Consider the following 19,161-nt stretch of genomic DNA (forward strand, 5'->3'; position numbering starts at 1 on the left):
ACTATTTAGCTTATTTTTTGTTGTGCCATGGTTTGGATTCTATCAACCATGGCTTTAATTCCGTTACCACGTGATGTACTTAAGTGGCTAATAAGACCTAGCTTATCAAATTCCTCATATGCATCTATTTTCACTACTTGCTCTGGTGTCACTCCGTTATATAAAGATAAAATAATTGCTAGCAACCCTTTTACGATACGTGTATCTGAATCACCAATGACTACTAACGTATTTTCTTTTAAATCAAATTCAACGAACATCCATACCTTGCTTTCACAGCCGGGAACTAGTGAACCTTCTGTTTTTAAAGCATCAGGTAAAGCGGGTAAAGTTTTGCCTAAAAGCATTATTTCACGATACTTTTGCTGCCAAGAAGACGCTTTTTCAATTGACTCAGTGGTTTTTTTAAACGTATTTGTCATGAGTTATCCTAATAAAATATATAAAAACGACGTTTAATCTAATAAGGCGATACATTCTTTGAGTGAGTTGATGAATATGTCAACATCTTCATGGGTATTGTAAAAACAAAAGCTGGCTCTTAAGGTGCCATTTATTCCTAAATGAGTCATAAGCGGTTGCGTACAATGATGGCCTGCTCTGACTGCAACGCCATAACCGTCAAGTAATGTTGCCAAATCGTAAGGATGCTCATCTTTAAAATTAAAACTTAGCGTGCCAATATTGTCAGATAGATTGCTATAAATTGTAATACCTTGAATGGTTACCAGTTTTTCAGCCGCATAATTAAATAGTTTTTGCTCATACTTTTGTAATTGTTCGTTTTGTAAGGCGTTTAAATAATCCAAAGCCGCAGAAAAACCTAATACGCCAGAAATATTAGGAGTACCTGTTTCAAATTTTGCAGGTGCAGGGCGATAAGTACTATGCGTAAGGTACACCTTTTCTATCATTTCCCCGCCAGTTTGATACACATCTAAAGAATTAAGTTCTTGATATTTGCCATAAAGTACACCTAAACCTGTGGGGCCAAGCATCTTGTGGCTTGAGCACACGTAAAAATCACAGTTTAAGTTATGTAAATCAGGCTTTAAATGCATTGCGCCTTGAGCGCCATCTATTAAAACGAGTGAATTTACTTCTTTTGCAGCAGTAATAAGGGGCTTTAAATTTGTGATATTACCAAGCATGTTAGATGCTTGTGTAATTGCAAACATACTAGGTTTTGACTGCTTTATAAAATCACAGCATTGTTTAATATTTAATGTTCCATCATCATTAACTGGTAGTGCTAATAATTTTGCGCCTGTTTGCTCACTAAGTACTTGCCAAGGCACAATGTTAGCATGATGTTCTAATACTGAGATAATAATAGTATCGTTTTGGTTAAATCGGCTTCGTAAACCATTACTTACTAAATTTATTGCCTCTGTAGCACCCTTAGTCCAAACAATTTCTTTACTTGATACATTAAAATACTTGGCTGTTTTGTCACGAGCTTGCTCGTATAAGCTTGTTGCACGCTCGCTCAATGTGTGACGGCCGCGATGTACATTTGCATTTTGGCTGGTATAAAATTCGTTTATAGCGTCTATGACTGATTGGGGTTTTTGAGTGGTTGCTGCAGAGTCTAAATAAACAAGTGGGTTAGCATTTATCTGCTGCTTTAAAGTAGGAAAGTCACTTCTAATTTTATTAATATTAAATTCTAAAGCAGGCATAGCTCTTCAACATGGTCATTTTGAGGCGCAAATTGTAATGGGTTTATAATAATTCTCAAGTATTGAACACAAAAAAGGCCGCAAAAGCGGCCTTTTATAGCTAAATAATATTAGCGCTTGTCGGCAGATACATAGTCACGGGCAGTGTAACCAGTATACATTTGACGAGGACGGCTGATCTTATGACCAGGCTGAGAAAGCATTTCATCCCAGTGAGTGATCCAACCAACAGTACGTGCCATTGCAAAAATTACAGTGAACATGCTTGTTGGAATACCAATTGCTTTTAAGATAATACCTGAGTAGAAATCTACGTTAGGGTATAGTTTCTTCTCAACAAAGTATGGGTCTTCAAGGGCAATTTGCTCAAGCTTCATTGCAATATCAAGAAGAGGATCTTGAATGTTTAGCTCTTCTAATACTTCGTGACACGTTTGACGCATTACTGTTGCTCGTGGGTCAAAGTTCTTGTAAACACGGTGTCCAAAGCCCATTAGACGGAACGGGTCTGACTTATCTTTTGCTTTGGCTACGTATTCATCGATACGATCAACTGAGCCAATTTCTTCTAACATGTTTAAACATGCTTCATTAGCACCGCCGTGAGCAGGGCCCCATAATGAAGCGATACCAGCTGAAATACACGCATATGGGTTCGCGCCCGAAGAACCAGCAAGGCGAACTGTAGATGTAGAAGCATTTTGTTCGTGGTCTGCGTGAAGCATGAATATTTTGTCCATTGCTTTAGCAGTAATCGGGTTTACTTTGTACTCTTCGGCTGGAACAGAGAACATCATATGTAAGAAGTTTTCTGCATAGCTTAGGTCATTTCGTGGGTAAACAAAAGGCTGGCCAATGTTTGTTTTATAAGCCATTGCAGCAATTGTAGGTAATTTAGCAACTAATCTAATAGCACTTGTTTTGCGTTGTTCAGCATCAGTAATATCTAAATCTTCATGATAAAAAGAAGATAGAGCACCCACAACACCACAAAGCATTGCCATTGGATGTGCATCAAAGCGGAAACCTTGGAAGAAATTTGCAATTTTTTGATCTAGCATTGTGCTGCGAGTGATTTTCTCTGCAAATGCATCGTATTGCTCTTTCGATGGCAACTCACCGTTAAGAAGTAAGTAGCAAAGTTCAATATAGTCTGATTCTTCAGCAAGTTGCTCAATTGGGTAACCGCGGTGAAGTAAAACACCTTTACCACCATCAATGTAGGTGATTGCAGATTCACAAGAACCAGTCGACATGAAACCTGGGTCATAGGTAAAGTGGCCATGTGAACCTAACGTACGTACGTCGATTACATCTTGGCCAGCAGTGCCTTGATAAATTGGAAGTTCGATTGGATCAAGTCCATCAATATGAACTGTGGCTTTTTTATCTGCCATCGCTATGTATCTCCTATTAAGATATCTATTCTGTATTTTTAGATTTTTAAAGTTCTGAAATCTGTTTTAAGCACATCTACGCATTTTAACGTGAAAGAGGGGGTTAAAGTCAATTTTTATAAACATTATGCACATTTGTATAATAAATATTCTGTATCATATATGTATTATACTATTGGCTAATTCGCAAACATCTCTAAATAAACAAGAATTGTAAAAAGCCTTGTGGGTATATATACTAACGGAGGTTTTAAACCGTATTGTATTTGGGTAAAGATATTTTTACATTCAAAAAATTTACATTATTGTGAACTTTTAATGTTTTAATTCGTTTATCTTGATAGTTCCACCAGAAACATTTGGTGGGTTTTTAGAAAAGCAAGTAGATGAGCTCCAATGTGAGCAAGATGGGCAAGTAACTGTGAAAAAGCAAAGACCTGTAAATCTAGATCTAACAACTATATCTATGCCGGCAACGGCTAAAGCATCAATTTTTCACCGCGTCACCGGTGTTGCATTATTTTTTGCTTTAACGTTTGTCATTTGGGCTTGGTCTGAGTCTCTCTCGTCAGCTGAAAGTTTTGAATTCGTCAAGGGTCTGTTTAACGGATTCATTGCCAAATTTATAGCTTGGGGCACCATTTCAGTACTAGGCTATCACCTTATTGGTGGTATCCGTCACATGGTAATGGATATGGGACACTGGGAAGAACTTGAATCAGGTAACCTAAGCGCTAAAATTGCAATGGCTCTTGGCGTTGTATTCGCTGTATTAGCGGGAGTGTGGATATGGTCTTAAATCAAGCAACTCTTAAACGTGATGGTGTACAAGATTACGTATCTTTACGTACCACGGCATTAATAATTAGCGCATATGCTATTTTTATTATCGGCTATTTTTTAGCGACGCCAGAAGTCACTTTCGAAGCCTGGACAGGCCTCTTCTCTAACCTAGCTATGAAAGGGTTTACGTTAGTAACCCTAGTATGCATTATGGTTCATACCCGCATTGGCCTTTGGCAGGTTTTAACAGACTATGTTAAAAACTCAAAGTTACGCGCATTTTTAGGGTTTGTTCTAAACCTAATGGCCGTTGCTTACGTAGCTATTGGTCTAATTGTATTATGGGGTGTTTAAGTGAAATATTCTGTTCGTGAATTTGACGCCGTAGTAATCGGTGCAGGTGGTGCAGGTATGCGCGCTGCCTTGGCTATTACTGAATCTGGCAAAACGTGTGCACTAATATCGAAAGTATTTCCAACGCGCTCACATACTGTATCCGCTCAAGGTGGTATTACAGTTGCGCTTGGTAATTCACACGAAGATAACTGGGAATGGCATATGTACGATACCGTTAAAGGTTCCGATTTTATCGGTGACCAAGACGCTATCGAGTATATGTGTCAAACTGGCCCAGAAGCAATTACTGAATTAGAAAACATGGGTTTACCATTTTCACGTTTTGAAAATGGCCGTGTATACCAGCGTCCTTTTGGTGGTCAATCAAAGAATTTTGGTGGCGAACAAGCAGCACGTACTGCAGCAGCAGCTGACCGTACTGGCCATGCTTTATTACATCTTCTTTATCAACAAAACGTTAAAATAAAACAAATGTATTCTCTGAGTGGTATGCACTTGATTTAGTTAAAAATGATAACGGCGATGTAGTTGGTTGTACTGCAATTGAGATTGAAACAGGTGAAATCACTTACTTCAAATCAAAGGCGGTTGTACTAGCTACTGGTGGTGCAGGTCGTATATACGCTTCAACCACAAATGCTCACATTAACACTGGTGACGGTGTTGGTATGGCTACACGTGCTGGTATTTCTATGCAAGACATGGAAATGTGGCAGTTCCACCCGACTGGTATTGCAGGAGCAGGTACGCTTGTAACTGAAGGTTGTCGTGGTGAAGGTGGTTATCTTTTAAATAAAGATGGCGAGCGTTTCATGGAACGTTATGCACCTAACGCAAAAGACTTAGCTTCTCGAGATGTTGTTGCACGTTCTATGATGACAGAAATTCGTGAAGGTCGTGGTTGTGATGGTCCTTGGGGTCCTCATATCAAGCTTAAGCTTGACCACTTAGGTGAAGAGACACTTAATTTACGTCTTCCTGGTGTATGTGATCTCGCAAAAACATTTGCTCACGTAGACCCAGCTAAAGAACCAATTCCAGTTATACCAACATGTCATTACATGATGGGTGGTGTACCTACTAACGTAAATGGTCAAGTGCTTCAAATCAATGCTCAAGGCGATGAGAAAGTAGTTGAAGGTTTATTTGCTGTAGGCGAGATTGCATGTGTATCTGTGCACGGTGCAAACCGTCTTGGTGGTAACTCATTGCTAGATTTAGTAGTATTTGGTCGTGCCGCAGGTAATTTCTTAGGTACATACCTCAGAGATGTTGAAGTATCAAAAGCTGCCTCTGAATCAGACTTAGAAGCGTCTCTTGCACGTTTTAATCGTTGGGAAAACTCAGCAGCTGGTCAAGGTGAAGATCCTGTTCAAATTAAGAAAGATCTTCAACAATGTATGCAGCTTAACTTCTCGGTATTCCGTGAAGGTGATTCAATGGCGACTGGTCTTCAAGAACTTAAAGAAATTCGCGAGCGTTTACAACATGCTCGTCTTGACGATAAATCGTCAGACTTCAACACGCAGCGTATCGAATGTCTTGAACTTGATAACTTAATGGAAACAGCTTACTCAACAGCAGTAGCTGCAAACTTCCGAACAGAAAGCCGTGGTGCACACTCTCGTTTTGACTTCCCAGATCGTGATGACACGAATTGGTTATGTCACTCAGTATACAATCCTGTTACGGATGAAATGAGTAAGCGTGACGTAAACTACGCGCCTAAGACGCGTGAAGCATTTCCACCTAAAGCACGTACATACTAGGAGCGAGACGATGGCACAAGTACAATTTTCAGTTTATCGTTACAATCCAGATGTTGACAACGCACCCCGTATGCAAGATTACACCTTGCAAATTGACGATGGTCACGACATGATGGTTCTGGATGCACTTTTATTATTAAAAGAGCAAGATCCTTCACTTTCATTCCGTCGTTCATGCCGTGAAGGCGTGTGTGGTTCTGACGGTGTTAACATGAATGGTAAGAATGGTTTAGCATGTATTACTCCTTTATCCACGTTACAAAATAACGGTAAAGGTACAATAGTAGTTCGTCCTCTTCCAGGATTACCTGTGGTACGTGACCTTGTTATTGACATGAGTCAGTTCTACACTCAATACGAAAAAGTTAAACCTTATCTAATTAATGACACACCTGCTGCAGGTGAACGTCTTCAGTCTATTGAAGAACGTGATAAATTAGATGGCTTATATGAGTGTATTTTATGTGCATGTTGTTCAACATCGTGTCCTTCGTTCTGGTGGAATCCAGACAAGTTCATTGGTCCAGCAGGCCTTCTTCATGCTTACCGTTTCTTAGCTGATAGCCGAGATACAGCAACAGAAGAGCGTTTAGCAGACCTAGACGATGCGTTCAGTGTGTTCCGTTGTCACAGTATCATGAACTGTGTTAGCGTTTGTCCTAAAGGTCTTAATCCGACCAAAGCGATTGGGCAAATCAAATCTATGTTATTAAACCGTTCGGTTTAACTACATAGAAACGTAAGATGGCTAGTTTTCATTGCTAGCCATCTTGTTATTATAACTATTAATTTCTGCGCTAAAGAAAAGGGCTTATAAATGCACGAAGGTGTGATGAAGGCATGGTTAGAATCTTCACATTTAAACGGCGGTAACGTTGCTTATGTAGAAGAGCTTTATGAAGCGTATTTAGATGATGCGACTTCTGTGCCAGATGAATGGCGAGAAGTGTTCGAACAATTACCAAAAGTTAATGGTGTGGATGTTGAAGTTAAGCATTCAGAAGTTCGTGCACAGTTTGCACAGCTTGCAAAAAACAAGCATAGAGAAGTAGTGGTAGCAGAGGGTAGCGGCGGTGACCTTAAACAGGTTAAAGTCCTGCAACTTATTAATGCTTTCCGTTTTCGTGGACACCAAAATGCAAACCTAGATCCATTAGGTATTTGGGAACGAGAGCGTGTTCGAGATTTAGAGCTAGATTACCACGACTTGTCAGAAGCTGATTTTGAGCGAGAGTTTAATGTAGGGTCTTTTGCAGTTGGTTCAGACTCTATGCCTTTAGGTGAATTATACCAAGCACTTAAAACTACATATTGTGGTTCTATCGGTGCAGAGTATATGCACATCACATCTACAGAAGAAAAGCGTTGGTTACAACAACGTTTAGAATCTGTTCAATCTAGGCCTAAATTCGAAAAAGAAGAAAAGCTACGTATCCTCAAGGGGTTAACTGCAGCTGATGGTCTTGAAAAATATTTGGGTGCTAAGTTCCCTGGTGCAAAACGGTTCTCACTAGAAGGTGGGGATGCATTAGTACCTATGCTTAAAGAGCTAATTCACCGAGCTGGTGAAAGTGGCCAACAAGAAGCCGTAATTGGTATGGCTCACCGCGGACGCTTGAACGTTTTAGTGAACGTTTTAGGTAAAAATCCATCAGAGCTTTTTGATGAATTCGCTGGCAAGCATAAAGATACATTAAGTTCTGGTGATGTTAAGTACCACATGGGTTATTCATCGGACTTTGCCACTAAAGGCGGCAACGTTCATATGGCACTTGCTTTTAATCCTTCTCACCTTGAGATAGTTAACCCTGTAGTTATGGGTTCTGTACGCGCTCGTTTAGATCGTTTAGGTGACACTACGGGAATAAAAGCATTACCGATCACAATTCATGGTGATTCTGCTGTAACAGGTCAAGGTGTAGTACAAGAAACGTTTAACTTGTCTCAAACTAATGCGTTTAGTTGTGGTGGCAGTATTCGAATTGTTGTTAACAACCAAGTTGGTTTTACTACCTCTAAACAAGACGATGTTCGTTCTACAGATTACTGTACTGATATCGCCAAAATGGTTCAGTCACCAATTTTCCACGTTAACTCTGATGATCCTGAAGCGGTTGCATTTGTTACACAAATAGCACTTGATTTTAGAAATAAATTTAAGCGTGACGTAGTTATTGACTTAGTTTGTTATCGTCGACATGGCCACAATGAAGCTGATGAGCCAAATGCTACTCAGCCTTTGATGTACCAAAAAATCAAAAAACACCCAGTTCCTCGCCTTATTTATGCAGATCAACTAATCGCTGAAGGCTCTTTTTCAGAACAAGAAATTAAAGCACTTGCCGATGAATACCGTAATGGGTTAGATGACGGTAATTGCGTTGTATCTGAAATTCAACCAGAAACCTCTCATTCTTCAGATTGGGCTAAATACGTGGGCCACGATTGGGATGTTGATTACGACGCAAGTGTTTCGGTTGAAAAGCTCAAAGAGCTTGGCGAAAAGGTAGCGAGCTACCCTGAAGAATATAAAGCTCAGTCGCGCGTTAAAAAGATTTACGATGATCGTAAGTTAATGGCCATTGGTGAAAAACCGCTTGATTGGGGAATGGCAGAAACACTTGCTTATGCAACTATCGCAACCGAAGGCACTGACATTAGAATGACAGGCCAAGATTCTGGTCGCGGTACCTTCTTCCATAGACATGCCGTTGTTCACAGTCAAAAAGATGGTGCGACTTATCTTCCTTTACAACACTTAAGTGAAGATCAAGGCGCTTTCCAAGTTTTCGACTCTGTACTCTCTGAAGAAGCAGTAGTTGCATTTGAGTATGGTTATGCGACTGCCGAACCAACTTCTCTTGTACTTTGGGAAGCTCAGTTTGGTGACTTTGCAAATGGTGCGCAAGTTGTATTTGACCAATTTTTGAGTTCAGGTGAGCAAAAGTGGGGTCGCTTATGTGGTCTTACTATTTTGTTACCACATGGTTATGAAGGCCAAGGCCCAGAGCATAGCTCTGCACGTTTAGAGCGTTTTTTACAGCTTTGTGCTGATCACAACATGCAAGTTTGTGTTCCGTCTACACCTGCGCAAGTATATGCAATGTTACGACGTCAGTCGGTAAGACCTTTACGTCGTCCATTGATTGTTATGACGCCTAAATCGTTACTACGTCATCCTCTTGCAGTTTCATCACTTGAAGAACTTTCAAACGGTGTATTCCATAATATGATCGACGAAGTTGATGATATTAAACCTGAGAACGTTGAACGCGTTGTTTTCTGTAGTGGTAAAGTTTATTACGAGTTACTACAAGAGCGTCGTAAGCTGGAACAAAATAATATTGCCATCGTTCGTGTAGAGCAATTATACCCGTTCCCACATGACGAAATGAAAACTATTATGGAACGTTACCAACACGTTACTGATTTTGTATGGTGTCAAGAAGAGCCACAAAACCAAGGTGCATGGTACTGTTCTCAACACCATTTTGTTGACGCAATTCCACAAGGTGCTAAGTTGAAATACGCTGGGCGTAAAGCATCTGCATCACCAGCGTGTGGTTACATGTCAGTACATACTAAAGAACAACAAGCGCTCGTTGCTGACGCGCTTACTATAGAAAATAAAGGATAAGCGATGAGCACAGAAATTAAAGTTCCTGTTCTTCCTGAGTCGGTTGCAGATGCTACCGTTGCTACATGGCATGTAAGTGTTGGCGACAAGGTAACTCGTGATCAGAACTTAGTAGATATTGAGACAGACAAAGTAGTGTTAGAAGTAGTTGCACAACATGACGGTGTAATTACAGAAATCTCTCAAGAAGAGGGTGCTACCGTACTTGGTGACCAAGTTATGGGTTTACTTGGCGATGCTGATGCAGCGCCTTCAAGCGAAAGCACATCTTCAAGTGAAGCAGAAAAATCAGAAGACGCGCCATCGGCGCCATCAGCACCAGCATCAGAAGGTAAAGAAGTGGACATCAAAGTACCTGTACTCCCAGAATCAGTTGCAGACGCAACAATTGCTACATGGCATGTTCAACCAGGAGACGCAGTAACGCGCGATCAAAACCTGGTAGATATCGAAACAGATAAAGTTGTTCTTGAAGTAGTAGCTCAAGAAGACGGTATCATGGGCGACATCATTAACGCTGAAGGCGATACTGTTCTTGGTGAGCAAGTAATCGGTTCAGTAAAAGCAGGTGGTGCACCTGCAGCTCCTGCTGCTAAAGAAGAGGCGTCTCCTGCTGCAGATTCAACTGATAGCTCAGATGTATTAACTCCATCTGTTCGTCGTTTAATTGCTGAAAAAGGACTAGATGCTTCTAAAATCAAAGGAACTGGCAAAAATGGTCGTGTAACTAAAGAAGACGTTGATACGTTCTTGAAAGCACCGGCACCATCAGCGAAGAAAGCAGAAGCTGCTGCTCCAGTTGCGCCAATGGGTGATCGTACTCAAAAGCGTGTTCCTATGACACGTTTACGTAAAACGATTGCTAACCGTCTTCTAGAAGCTAAAAACTCTACTGCAATGTTAACTACGTTTAACGAAGTTAACATGAAGCCAATCATGGACCTTCGCAAGCAGTACCAAGAAGTATTCGAAAAACGTCACGGTATTCGCTTAGGCTTTATGTCTTTCTACGTGAAGGCAGTTACTGAAGCACTTAAACGTTTCCCTGATGTAAATGCGTCAATTGATGGGGACGACATTGTCTACCACAATTACTTTGATATCAGCATTGCTGTTTCTACACCTCGTGGTCTAGTAACACCAGTTCTTAAAGACTGTGATAAGTTATCAGTTGCTGAAATTGAAAAAGGCATTCGTGAATTAGCACTTAAAGGCCGTGACGGAAAGCTAACACTTGACGACATGACAGGTGGTAACTTCACTATTACAAATGGTGGTGTATTCGGTTCATTACTATCTACACCTATCATTAACTTGCCACAGTCTTCAATTTTGGGAATGCACAAAATTCAAGACCGTCCAATGGCAGTAAATGGTAAAGTTGAAATTCTTCCTATGATGTATTTGGCACTTTCTTACGATCACCGCCAAATAGATGGTAAAGAATCTGTTGGTTTCTTAGTAACTATTAAAGAGTTACTTGAAGATCCAACTCGCTTATTACTGGATGTTTAATCAAGTAGTATGAAATATAAGCTGTGAACCACAATTCACAGCTTTTTTTTTGCGCCTTTGGTCGTACTGGGGTTTTCATGTTAAGCCTTGGCAACTATACTAGGTGCGCAATTTGGGATAGTTGTTTATTGAATAAATATTCAGCTCTTTTAGTATAAAAAATTGGATAAAGCATCATGAATTTGCATGAGTATCAGGCAAAACAACTTTTTGCCGAATATGGTTTACCAGTTTCTCAAGGTTTCGCTTGCGATACACCTGAAGAAGCTGCAGCAGCTGCTGAAAAAATCGGCGGTGATATGTGGGTTGTTAAAACTCAGGTTCACGCAGGTGGACGTGGTAAAGCTGGCGGTGTAAAGCTAGTTAAAACTATCGATGAAGTTAAAGCGTTTGCAGCTAACTGGTTAGGTAAAAACCTAGTTACTTACCAAACAGACGAAAATGGTCAGCCAGTTGCTAAAATTTTAGTAGAAAGCTGTACAGATATCGCCAACGAATTGTACTTAGGTGCAGTAGTTGATCGTGCTTCTCGCAAAGTTGTTTTCATGGCGTCTACTGAAGGCGGTGTTGAAATTGAAACTGTTGCTGAAGAAACACCAGAACTTATCCACAAAGCTGAGATCGATCCACTAGTAGGTCCTCAAGCTTACCAAGCACGTGAACTTGGTTTCAAATTGGGTCTTAACCCAACACAAATGAAACAGTTCGTTAAGATCTTCATGGGTCTTGGTAAAATGTTTAACGATTTCGATTTCGCATTACTTGAAATCAACCCGTTAGTAATCACAGACGAAGGTAACCTTCACTGTCTTGACGGCAAAATCGGTATCGATGGTAATGCACTTTACCGTCAACCAAAAATCCGTGAGTTCCACGATCCATCTCAAGAAGATGCGCGTGAAGCACATGCAGCAAGCTTTGAGCTTAACTATGTAGCACTAGATGGCAACGTAGGTTGTATGGTTAACGGTGCAGGCCTAGCAATGGGTACTATGGACATCGTAAACCTACACGGTGGCAAGCCAGCTAACTTCCTAGATGTTGGTGGCGGCGCGACTAAAGAACGTGTTTCTGAAGCATTCAAAATCATCCTTTCTGACGACAATGTTAAAGCTGTTTTAGTTAACATCTTTGGCGGTATCGTACGTTGTGACATGATTGCTGAAGGTATCATTGGCGCAGTTAAAGAAGTTGGCGTAAACGTACCTGTAGTTGTACGTTTAGAAGGTACTAATGCTGAATTAGGTCGTGAAGTTCTTAAGAGCTCTGACTTAGACATCATCGCTGCTGAATCATTAACAGACGCTGCTGAAAAAGTTGTTGCTGCTGCGGAGGGCAAATAATGTCTGTATTAATCAATAAAGATACAAAAGTTATCTGTCAGGGTTTCACTGGTGGCCAAGGTACTTTCCACTCAGAGCAAGCGCTTGAGTACGGTACACAAATGGTTGGTGGTGTTAGCCCAGGGAAAGGCGGTCAAACGCACCTTGGTCTTCCTGTATTCAACACAGTACGTGATGCAGTACAAGAAACTGGCGCAACTGCTTCAGTTATCTACGTACCAGCACCTTTCTGTAAAGATGCAATCTTAGAAGCAATCGATGCTGGCATCGAGCTAATTGTTTGTATCACTGAAGGTATCCCTACACTTGATATGGTTGACGTTAAAGTTAAACTAGATCAAACAGGTACTCGTATGATCGGTCCTAACTGTCCAGGTGTTATCACTCCTGGTGAGACTAAGATTGGTATCATGCCTGGTCACATCCACAAGCCTGGTAAAGTAGGTATTGTTTCTCGCTCTGGTACTTTAACGTACGAAGCGGTTAAGCAAACTACAGATGCTGGTTTTGGTCAGTCTACGTGTGTTGGTATTGGTGGTGATCCAATCCCAGGTACTAACTTTATCGACGTTTTAGAAATGTTCGAAAAAGATCCACAAACTGAAGCAATCGTAATGATTGGTGAAATTGGTGGTACTGCAGAAGAAGAAGCTGCAGAGTACATCAAAGCTAACGTAACTAAACCTGTTGTATCTTACATTGCTGGTGTTACTGCACCAGAAGGTAAGCGTATGGGTCACGCTGGCGCAATCATCGCAGGCGGTAAAGGTACTGCAGATGAGAAATTTGCTGCATTAGAAGCTGCTGGCGTACAAACTGTGCGTTCACTTGCTGATATCGGTAAAGCACTTAAAGAGAAAACAGGCTGGTAATCAGTTTATTTAATCTTTGAAAAGGCTCGCATTTGCGAGCCTTTTTGTTTTGAGCACTTAATTAAAACGGGTAACTGATATGTTGAAAAAACCTGACGGTTAGATCTTGTCTTTCTTTATTTATATCTAGCTCATCACAAAGTTGAAAAATCGTTTTTTCAACCTGATTCATAAATTTACCATAACCAATTTCTTGCTTGTTATGATTGGCAGCTGCAATAACAAAATGAATTGTTTCAACTAATCTTTGTTCATCGTAAAAGCACTTTAGCTGTGTTTTATCTGAGTCTATGTCAAAGCTCAGCTTTTGAAGCTCTTCGTTTCCTTCGTTAATATCCACTTTACTATTTCTAACAATAGGTTTGGCACCATTCGCTATTAATGCCCCATATGTTAGCTTATTAAGCTCGCAGCACCGTTTGAAGCTATCTAAAAAGTAATTATAAAATTGTTTAAAATCGCCATTATTAATTAAAGTTTGAAATTGAGTTTTAATAGCCCTTGATACAGGGATAGAAAATGTCGTGTATGTCATCTCTGCATGTTCTTTAGGTATTTCACATTGGCGATTTTGATACCTTGGGTACAAACTTCTTAATTTGTAGCCGTAGGTTTCTTTGTTTCCTTTATTTTTAGCAAATAAGTCGTAAGTTAAATGTTGATGATCACGCACTTTAAATTGGGGTTGATCAATAAATAATTGTTCTTGCATTACAATTAATACTTTTTGGACTTTTTTGTGAAATACAGCGGAGTTAGCTCGTATATCATCACCCGTAGCTAAAAAGAGTAAGCGTACCTTTTTACTTTGCGTGTCCGTTGAATAATAGAGTTTATGCGCTTCGTGATAACGTGGGTTATAAAATATGAGCATTTGCTTATTAGTTTCTAACTGATAAGACTCATCATGGAATCTGACAACAGGAAGTTTGTCGTTTGCTAAAATATGCACATTATGGAGCTCATACTCATCGCATGCTGCAAATAATTGACGTGCTATTCTTTCGTAACAACAGTTTATTGAGTTAAAGCTCGAGTAAAAACTATCGTTAGGGGTAATTTCTGCAAGTAAGTAATGATTAGCACGTGCATTACTAGGTATATAAACACGGTGCTGGTTAAGTGTAGCCATCTCTTAATCCTTATAAAGTACGGTATTGACGCACTATAAAGCGCTTCTATGAATTAAATATTGCGCTAAAACAAACTTTATTCGTTAAAAACAGATTAGATGAATTAAAGTTAATCAATAAGTAAGATAAACCGTAATCTATTGCTGTATGTTAGTGACTGTTTTTGTAATAATGCATTAGTTTTGTAATTAAGTAATATTTAGAGGATCGTACTCCTATGGCGGAAATTGAGAATCGCCCAAGTAACTTTATTAGAACCCGAATTGATGAAGACTTAGCAAGTAAAAAGCATGCAGCAACGCACACGCGCTTTCCACCTGAGCCCAATGGTTTTTTACACATAGGCCATGCAAAATCAATTTGCTTAAATTTCGGTATTGCAAAAGATTATAACGGTTTATGTAACTTACGATTTGACGACACAAACCCAGAAAAAGAAGACATTAACTACGTTAATTCTATAAAAGAAGACGTTCAATGGTTAGGTTTTAACTGGGATGGTGATATAAAGTATTCTTCTAATTATTTTGATATTTTATACGGCTATGCTGTTGAGCTTATAAACAAAGGGTTAGCTTATGTTTGTTTTTTAACAGCAGACCAAGCACGTGAATACCGCGGAACTTTAACGGAGCCAGGTAAAAATAGCCCATACAGAGATACATCTCCTGAAGAAAACTTAGCATTATTTGAAAAAATGCGTGCGGGTGATTTCAAAGAAGGCGAATGTGTTCTTCGTGCAAAAATTGATATGGCAAGCTCGTTTATGGTGCTTCGCGATCCAATTATTTATCGTGTTCGTTTTGCTCATCACCATCAAACTGCCGATAAATGGTGTATTTACCCAATGTACGATTTCACGCATTGTATTTCTGATGCAATCGAGGGTATTACGCACTCACTATGTACATTAGAGTTCCAAGATAATCGCCGTTTATACGACTGGGTACTTGATAACATCAGCATTGAATGTCATCCACAGCAAATTGAGTTTTCTCGTTTAAATCTTGAATACACAATTATGTCTAAACGTAAGTTAAATGACCTTGTTGTAAATAACTACGTCGAAGGTTGGGATGATCCACGTATGCCTACGATTGCAGGTTTACGTCGCCGTGGTTATACACCGGCTTCAATTCGTGAATTTTGTTTACGAATAGGGGTTACAAAGCAAGAGAATATGGTTGAAATGGGTATGCTAGAAGCGTGTATTCGTGAAGACTTAAATGAAAATGCTCCTCGCGCGATGGCTGTACTCGATCCGGTTAAAGTGATCATCGAAAACTACGATGCAGACACCACAGAAACCTTATCGGTGGCTAATCACCCGAATAAGGAAGAAATGGGTCGCCGCGATGTGCCATTTACGCGTGAAATATTCATTGAACGTGAAGATTTTAAAGAGCAAGCAAATAATAAGTTTAAACGTTTAGTGCTCGATAAAGAGGTTCGTTTACGTGGCGCTTATGTTATTAAAGCTAATCGTGTAGAAAAAGACGAAAACGGTGAAATAACCACTATTTATTGTACTTATGATAATGAAACACTAGGCAAAAACCCAAGTGATGGTCGTAAAGTTAAAGGCGTTATTCATTGGGTATCAGCTTCTGAGGCTATTACAGCTGAAGTTCGTTTGTACGATCGTTTATTTAATGTGCCAAACCCAGCTGCAGCTGATGAGTTTGAAACGACATTAAACCCAGAATCATTAGTTGTTTTAACTAATGCTAAACTTGAGCCTTCGCTTGCTAATTCACAAGCAGAGCAGGGGTTTCAGTTTGAACGTACCGGTTACTTTTCAAGAGATTCTAAGTCAGAAAATGTTGTGTTTAACCAAACAGTAGGTCTTCGTGACTCATGGTCTAAAACACAATAAGCTTATTTTTACTACGCCCGCTCACTTGTGGGTGTAGTAATACTTTAAATAGTAGGCACAAAAAAAACCTGCAAATAGCAGGTTTTTTATAGCTAGGATATACTAACTATTTGCATCACTAAACGCTTTACATACAGCTTTATCGTCACACTCTCCGTAAAGATATAAAGAGTGGTTTGTTAAAGTAATTCCGTTTTCTTGAGCTATTTCAAGCTGACGACGTTCAATCATCTCATCTTCAAACTCAACAACTTTTCCGCACTTTAAACATACTAAGTGATCGTGGTGAGTACTGCCCGATAATTCAAATACCGACTTACCACCTTCAAAGTGATGACGGCTTACAATGCCTGCATCATCAAATTGGTTGAGTACGCGATATACAGTTGCAAGGCCAATTTCTTCACCTAAATCCAAAAGAATTTTGTAAACATCTTCAGCACTGATGTGTTGGTTATCTGGAGACTGTAAAATCTCTAAAATTTTAATACGCGGTAAAGTCACTTTTAAACCGGCTTTTTTAAGTTCCAAGTTATGATCAGTCATTAAATCTGTCTCAATTTTATTTGGTTATACTAGACATCTTGCAAAGATGCTCACGATACATAAGCAACAAATAGGATAACGTGCCTAGGCCTCAAGTGCAAAGAAGAAATGATTTATATTGCAGTAAATAAAGAAAACGCTAACTGTTTGATAACTATTTAAACAGTTAGCGGTATATCGGATGGATTAGTCAGCAAGCTCGCTTAAACACATTTCATCAAATACTTGAGCAGACCATGCTTTTATGCGTTGCTCTGTGAGTTCTGGTTGACGATCTTCATCAATACCTAAACCGACAAAGTGATTCTCGTCTGCCATACCTTTTGAGGCTTCGAAATCGTAGCCTTCAGTAGGCCAGTGACCTACAACAATAGCACCACGTTCAGTAACAATATCGTTGATCATGCCCATAGCGTCTAAGAAGTATTCAGCATAATCTTCTTGATCACCACAACCAAAAATAGCAACAAGTTTGCCTTCAAAGTCTACTTCTTCAAGCTCAGGGAAAAAATCATCCCAATCACATTGTGCTTCGCCGTAGTACCACGTTGGAATACCAAATAAGATTAAATCAAAATCTGCAATCTCTTCTTTAGAGCTTTTTGCAATATCATGCACAGCCACAAGCTTTTTACCCAATTCTTTTTGGATCATTTTTGCTACGTGTTCTGTGTTACCTGTGTCACTTCCGAAAAAAAATGCCTACACTTGCCATGGATTTATAACCTTTTATGTATCAATAGCCAATCTTTCTTGTAAAATCGTTTCAATCAGCGCACTGCGGCTAATATTTTGTGCATCTGCCATATCACTTAACGCTTGATACAACTGCGATGAAACTTTAAATTCAACACGTTTTAAACCACGTGCTTTGTCTCTTTTTATTTGATTACGTTTATTAACCTTTAACTGCATATCCCGCGAAAGAGGATTGGTCTTAGGTCGGCCTGGACGCTTTTCGTATTCAAATAAATCGAGTGTTGTTCTATCTGTTTCTGACTTCGCCATGCCTAACCTACACCTGCGCCTTGCCAAAATACTTGAATAAGTCCTTTAGCAATAAAGCCTGAACAGCCTAAAAAGAGTACAGTCCATACTATATAGCGACCAAACTTAGGTACATTACCACTTTTAAGTACGTCTTTAATTGCCAAGCCGATGAATATCAAAATACCGGCTAAGCCAAAATACAACCCTAGGGTATCAAATTCGTTAATTAACTGACTGACCATCAACGTATAACCTTTAAATTAAACGGCGCGTACTATAGCACAAAAATATTCATATATTTAGTACGTGCAATCAAAAACAAGCGATTAAAATTACTTTAATTTTGAATTAAAAAGTCACTTATTGCCTTATTTACAGCCATAGGTTTTTGCGCATGTAACCAATGACCAGCACCGTGAATGATTTTTGCTTTCGTATTCTTGAAACGCGTGACAATTGCATTGCGGTACTCGGGTAAAATATAATCTGAATCGTTACCTTTGATAAAAAGAGTATCGCACAAACAAGAATTGTTTTCATTAACGTTTGAGAGTATATTTGAATATTTCTTATCTAGAACAGGTAAGTTGAATCGCCACGTTAATTTTCCTGCTTCATTTTTAGCTAGGCTTTTTAATAAAAACTGACGAACGCCAAGTTCGTCAATATAAGGCTGCATTAAATCATCAGCATGCTTTCTGTCCTCTATATGCTCAGATGCAACTGCGTTAAGCGCCTGTAATATTTTAGTATGCCGCGGTGGGTAGGTAACGGGTGCTATATCAAGCACAATTAATTTTTCAATTAACTCGGGTTGAGTTAATGCAAGCTCCATAGCAACCTTGCCACCCATAGAATGACCAATTATGTGTGTTTTTTTTATATTCAAGTGTCGAAGTAACTCAACAATGTCTTTTGCCATAGCAGGATAACTCATCTCATCACTGTGAGGGGAGAGGCCATGGTTTCGTAAATCTACATTGGTGACTGTAAAATGCTCACTTAACGGCTTAGCAATTACGTTCAGGTTTTCTAATGAACCAAATAGTCCATGTATTAAAATAACATCAGGACCTTGTCCCAGTTGCTTATAATTTAGCTGCATACATTGCTCCTAAAAATTTCGCCTTAGTTTGCCGAGCAATAATTAAAAAAGCAAAAAATAGTGCCCAATTAACCATTTTATTAAATGATATCCGAAAATTAGAGAAATTGATTGACTAAAAATTTACCTAACTAGTTATAGATTTTCGAAATGCCT

16 protein-coding genes and 2 pseudogenes are annotated in these 19,161 nt (G+C 39.4%); 9 read left to right on the forward strand and 9 right to left on the reverse strand.

Features of this window, described 5'->3' with window-relative positions; all coding sequences use genetic code 11:
- Positions 1-5 precede the first annotated feature (5 nt).
- The 3 genes from P20480_RS14515 to P20480_RS14505 form a co-directional block, all read right to left on the reverse strand.
- A complete protein-coding gene (locus P20480_RS14515; protein ID WP_008127359.1) occupies positions 6-422 on the reverse strand; it encodes a SufE family protein in 417 nt (138 codons plus the stop codon).
- A gap of 33 nt (positions 423-455) precedes the next feature.
- On the reverse strand, positions 456-1,682 hold the full coding sequence (locus P20480_RS14510) for a SufS family cysteine desulfurase (protein WP_008127361.1): 1,227 nt from the start codon (positions 1,680-1,682) through the stop codon (positions 456-458).
- 110 nt (positions 1,683-1,792) lie between these two features.
- A complete protein-coding gene (locus P20480_RS14505) occupies positions 1,793-3,079 on the reverse strand; it encodes a citrate synthase (protein ID WP_008127363.1) in 1,287 nt (428 codons plus the stop codon).
- A gap of 421 nt (positions 3,080-3,500) precedes the next feature.
- Between P20480_RS14505 and sdhC the strand changes: the two genes are divergently transcribed.
- From sdhC to sucD, 8 genes and pseudogenes are all read left to right on the forward strand, one after another.
- Positions 3,501-3,878 carry a succinate dehydrogenase, cytochrome b556 subunit gene (gene sdhC / locus P20480_RS17655; RefSeq protein WP_074210168.1) on the forward strand — a complete coding sequence of 126 codons (378 nt, stop codon included), beginning with the start codon at positions 3,501-3,503 and terminating at the stop codon, positions 3,876-3,878.
- Entirely contained in the window at positions 3,869-4,216 is a 348-nt protein-coding gene (gene sdhD / locus P20480_RS14500; RefSeq protein WP_006794724.1) for a succinate dehydrogenase, hydrophobic membrane anchor protein, read from the forward strand. Before sdhC ends, sdhD begins: the two co-directional genes overlap by 10 nt.
- Positions 4,217-5,988: pseudogene (sdhA, locus tag P20480_RS17660) on the forward strand (succinate dehydrogenase flavoprotein subunit). It begins immediately after the preceding gene.
- A 10-nt stretch (positions 5,989-5,998) separates the two neighbouring features.
- Positions 5,999-6,715: a succinate dehydrogenase iron-sulfur subunit gene (locus P20480_RS14495; RefSeq protein WP_006794722.1), complete on the forward strand. Its 717-nt coding sequence runs from the start codon at positions 5,999-6,001 to the stop codon at positions 6,713-6,715.
- Between the two features lie 90 nt (positions 6,716-6,805).
- On the forward strand, positions 6,806-9,625 hold the full coding sequence (gene sucA / locus P20480_RS14490; protein WP_008127371.1) for a 2-oxoglutarate dehydrogenase E1 component: 2,820 nt from the start codon (positions 6,806-6,808) through the stop codon (positions 9,623-9,625).
- Between the two features lie 3 nt (positions 9,626-9,628).
- Positions 9,629-11,140: a 2-oxoglutarate dehydrogenase complex dihydrolipoyllysine-residue succinyltransferase gene (gene odhB, locus P20480_RS14485; protein WP_008127373.1), complete on the forward strand. Its 1,512-nt coding sequence runs from the start codon at positions 9,629-9,631 to the stop codon at positions 11,138-11,140.
- Positions 11,141-11,316: 176 nt separating this feature from the next.
- A complete protein-coding gene (sucC, locus tag P20480_RS14480; protein WP_006794719.1) occupies positions 11,317-12,483 on the forward strand; it encodes an ADP-forming succinate--CoA ligase subunit beta in 1,167 nt (388 codons plus the stop codon).
- Positions 12,483-13,355, forward strand: coding sequence for a succinate--CoA ligase subunit alpha (gene sucD, locus P20480_RS14475; protein WP_008127375.1), 873 nt, complete (start codon positions 12,483-12,485; stop codon positions 13,353-13,355). The genes sucC and sucD overlap by 1 nt, the downstream gene beginning before the upstream one ends.
- Before the next feature lie 61 nt (positions 13,356-13,416).
- On the opposite strand, the gene P20480_RS14470 is transcribed toward sucD, so the two are convergent.
- On the reverse strand, positions 13,417-14,487 hold the full coding sequence (locus P20480_RS14470) for a DUF3083 family protein (protein WP_008127377.1): 1,071 nt from the start codon (positions 14,485-14,487) through the stop codon (positions 13,417-13,419).
- 218 nt (positions 14,488-14,705) lie between these two features.
- On the opposite strand from P20480_RS14470, the gene glnS reads away from it, so the two are divergent.
- Positions 14,706-16,364 (forward strand): glutamine--tRNA ligase, encoded by a 1,659-nt coding sequence (gene glnS, locus P20480_RS14465; protein ID WP_008127378.1) that lies wholly within the window; start codon positions 14,706-14,708, stop codon positions 16,362-16,364.
- Between the two features lie 102 nt (positions 16,365-16,466).
- Here the strand turns inward: glnS and fur are convergent, their stop codons facing one another.
- From fur to P20480_RS14440, 5 genes and pseudogenes are all read right to left on the reverse strand, one after another.
- On the reverse strand, positions 16,467-16,910 hold the full coding sequence (gene fur / locus P20480_RS14460) for a ferric iron uptake transcriptional regulator (RefSeq protein ID WP_008127380.1): 444 nt from the start codon (positions 16,908-16,910) through the stop codon (positions 16,467-16,469).
- 186 nt (positions 16,911-17,096) lie between these two features.
- Positions 17,097-17,625: pseudogene (gene fldA / locus P20480_RS14455) on the reverse strand (flavodoxin FldA).
- Positions 17,626-17,639: 14 nt separating this feature from the next.
- A complete protein-coding gene (ybfE, locus tag P20480_RS14450) occupies positions 17,640-17,918 on the reverse strand; it encodes a LexA regulated protein (protein WP_002962928.1) in 279 nt (92 codons plus the stop codon).
- Between the two features lie 2 nt (positions 17,919-17,920).
- Complete coding sequence (locus P20480_RS14445; RefSeq protein ID WP_006793041.1) at positions 17,921-18,142, reverse strand: DUF2788 domain-containing protein; 222 nt, start codon at positions 18,140-18,142, stop codon at positions 17,921-17,923.
- 95 nt (positions 18,143-18,237) lie between these two features.
- Entirely contained in the window at positions 18,238-19,005 is a 768-nt protein-coding gene (locus P20480_RS14440; RefSeq protein ID WP_008127388.1) for an alpha/beta fold hydrolase, read from the reverse strand.
- Between the last annotated feature and the right edge of the window lie 156 nt (positions 19,006-19,161).

The sequence above is a fragment of the Pseudoalteromonas sp. BSi20480 genome (genome assembly GCF_000241365.1).
Classification (GTDB): Bacteria; Pseudomonadota; Gammaproteobacteria; order Enterobacterales; family Alteromonadaceae; genus Pseudoalteromonas; species Pseudoalteromonas marina.

Bases quoted from the DNA above. Each gene is read 5' to 3' on its own strand.
- P20480_RS14515 (WP_008127359.1), bottom strand. From the start codon at position 422: ATGACAAATACGTTTAAAAAAACCACTGAGTCAATTGAAAAAGCGTCT.
- P20480_RS14510 (WP_008127361.1), bottom strand. From the start codon at position 1,682: ATGCCTGCTTTAGAATTTAATATTAATAAAATTAGAAGTGACTTTCCT.
- P20480_RS14505 (WP_008127363.1), bottom strand. From the start codon at position 3,079: ATGGCAGATAAAAAAGCCACAGTTCATATTGATGGACTTGATCCAATC.
- sdhD (WP_006794724.1), top strand. From the start codon at position 3,869: ATGGTCTTAAATCAAGCAACTCTTAAACGTGATGGTGTACAAGATTAC.
- P20480_RS14495 (WP_006794722.1), top strand. From the start codon at position 5,999: ATGGCACAAGTACAATTTTCAGTTTATCGTTACAATCCAGATGTTGAC.
- sucA (WP_008127371.1), top strand. From the start codon at position 6,806: ATGCACGAAGGTGTGATGAAGGCATGGTTAGAATCTTCACATTTAAAC.
- odhB (WP_008127373.1), top strand. From the start codon at position 9,629: ATGAGCACAGAAATTAAAGTTCCTGTTCTTCCTGAGTCGGTTGCAGAT.
- sucC (WP_006794719.1), top strand. From the start codon at position 11,317: ATGAATTTGCATGAGTATCAGGCAAAACAACTTTTTGCCGAATATGGT.
- sucD (WP_008127375.1), top strand. From the start codon at position 12,483: ATGTCTGTATTAATCAATAAAGATACAAAAGTTATCTGTCAGGGTTTC.
- P20480_RS14470 (WP_008127377.1), bottom strand. From the start codon at position 14,487: ATGGCTACACTTAACCAGCACCGTGTTTATATACCTAGTAATGCACGT.
- glnS (WP_008127378.1), top strand. From the start codon at position 14,706: ATGGCGGAAATTGAGAATCGCCCAAGTAACTTTATTAGAACCCGAATT.
- fur (WP_008127380.1), bottom strand. From the start codon at position 16,910: ATGACTGATCATAACTTGGAACTTAAAAAAGCCGGTTTAAAAGTGACT.
- ybfE (WP_002962928.1), bottom strand. From the start codon at position 17,918: ATGGCGAAGTCAGAAACAGATAGAACAACACTCGATTTATTTGAATAC.
- P20480_RS14445 (WP_006793041.1), bottom strand. From the start codon at position 18,142: ATGGTCAGTCAGTTAATTAACGAATTTGATACCCTAGGGTTGTATTTT.
- P20480_RS14440 (WP_008127388.1), bottom strand. From the start codon at position 19,005: ATGCAGCTAAATTATAAGCAACTGGGACAAGGTCCTGATGTTATTTTA.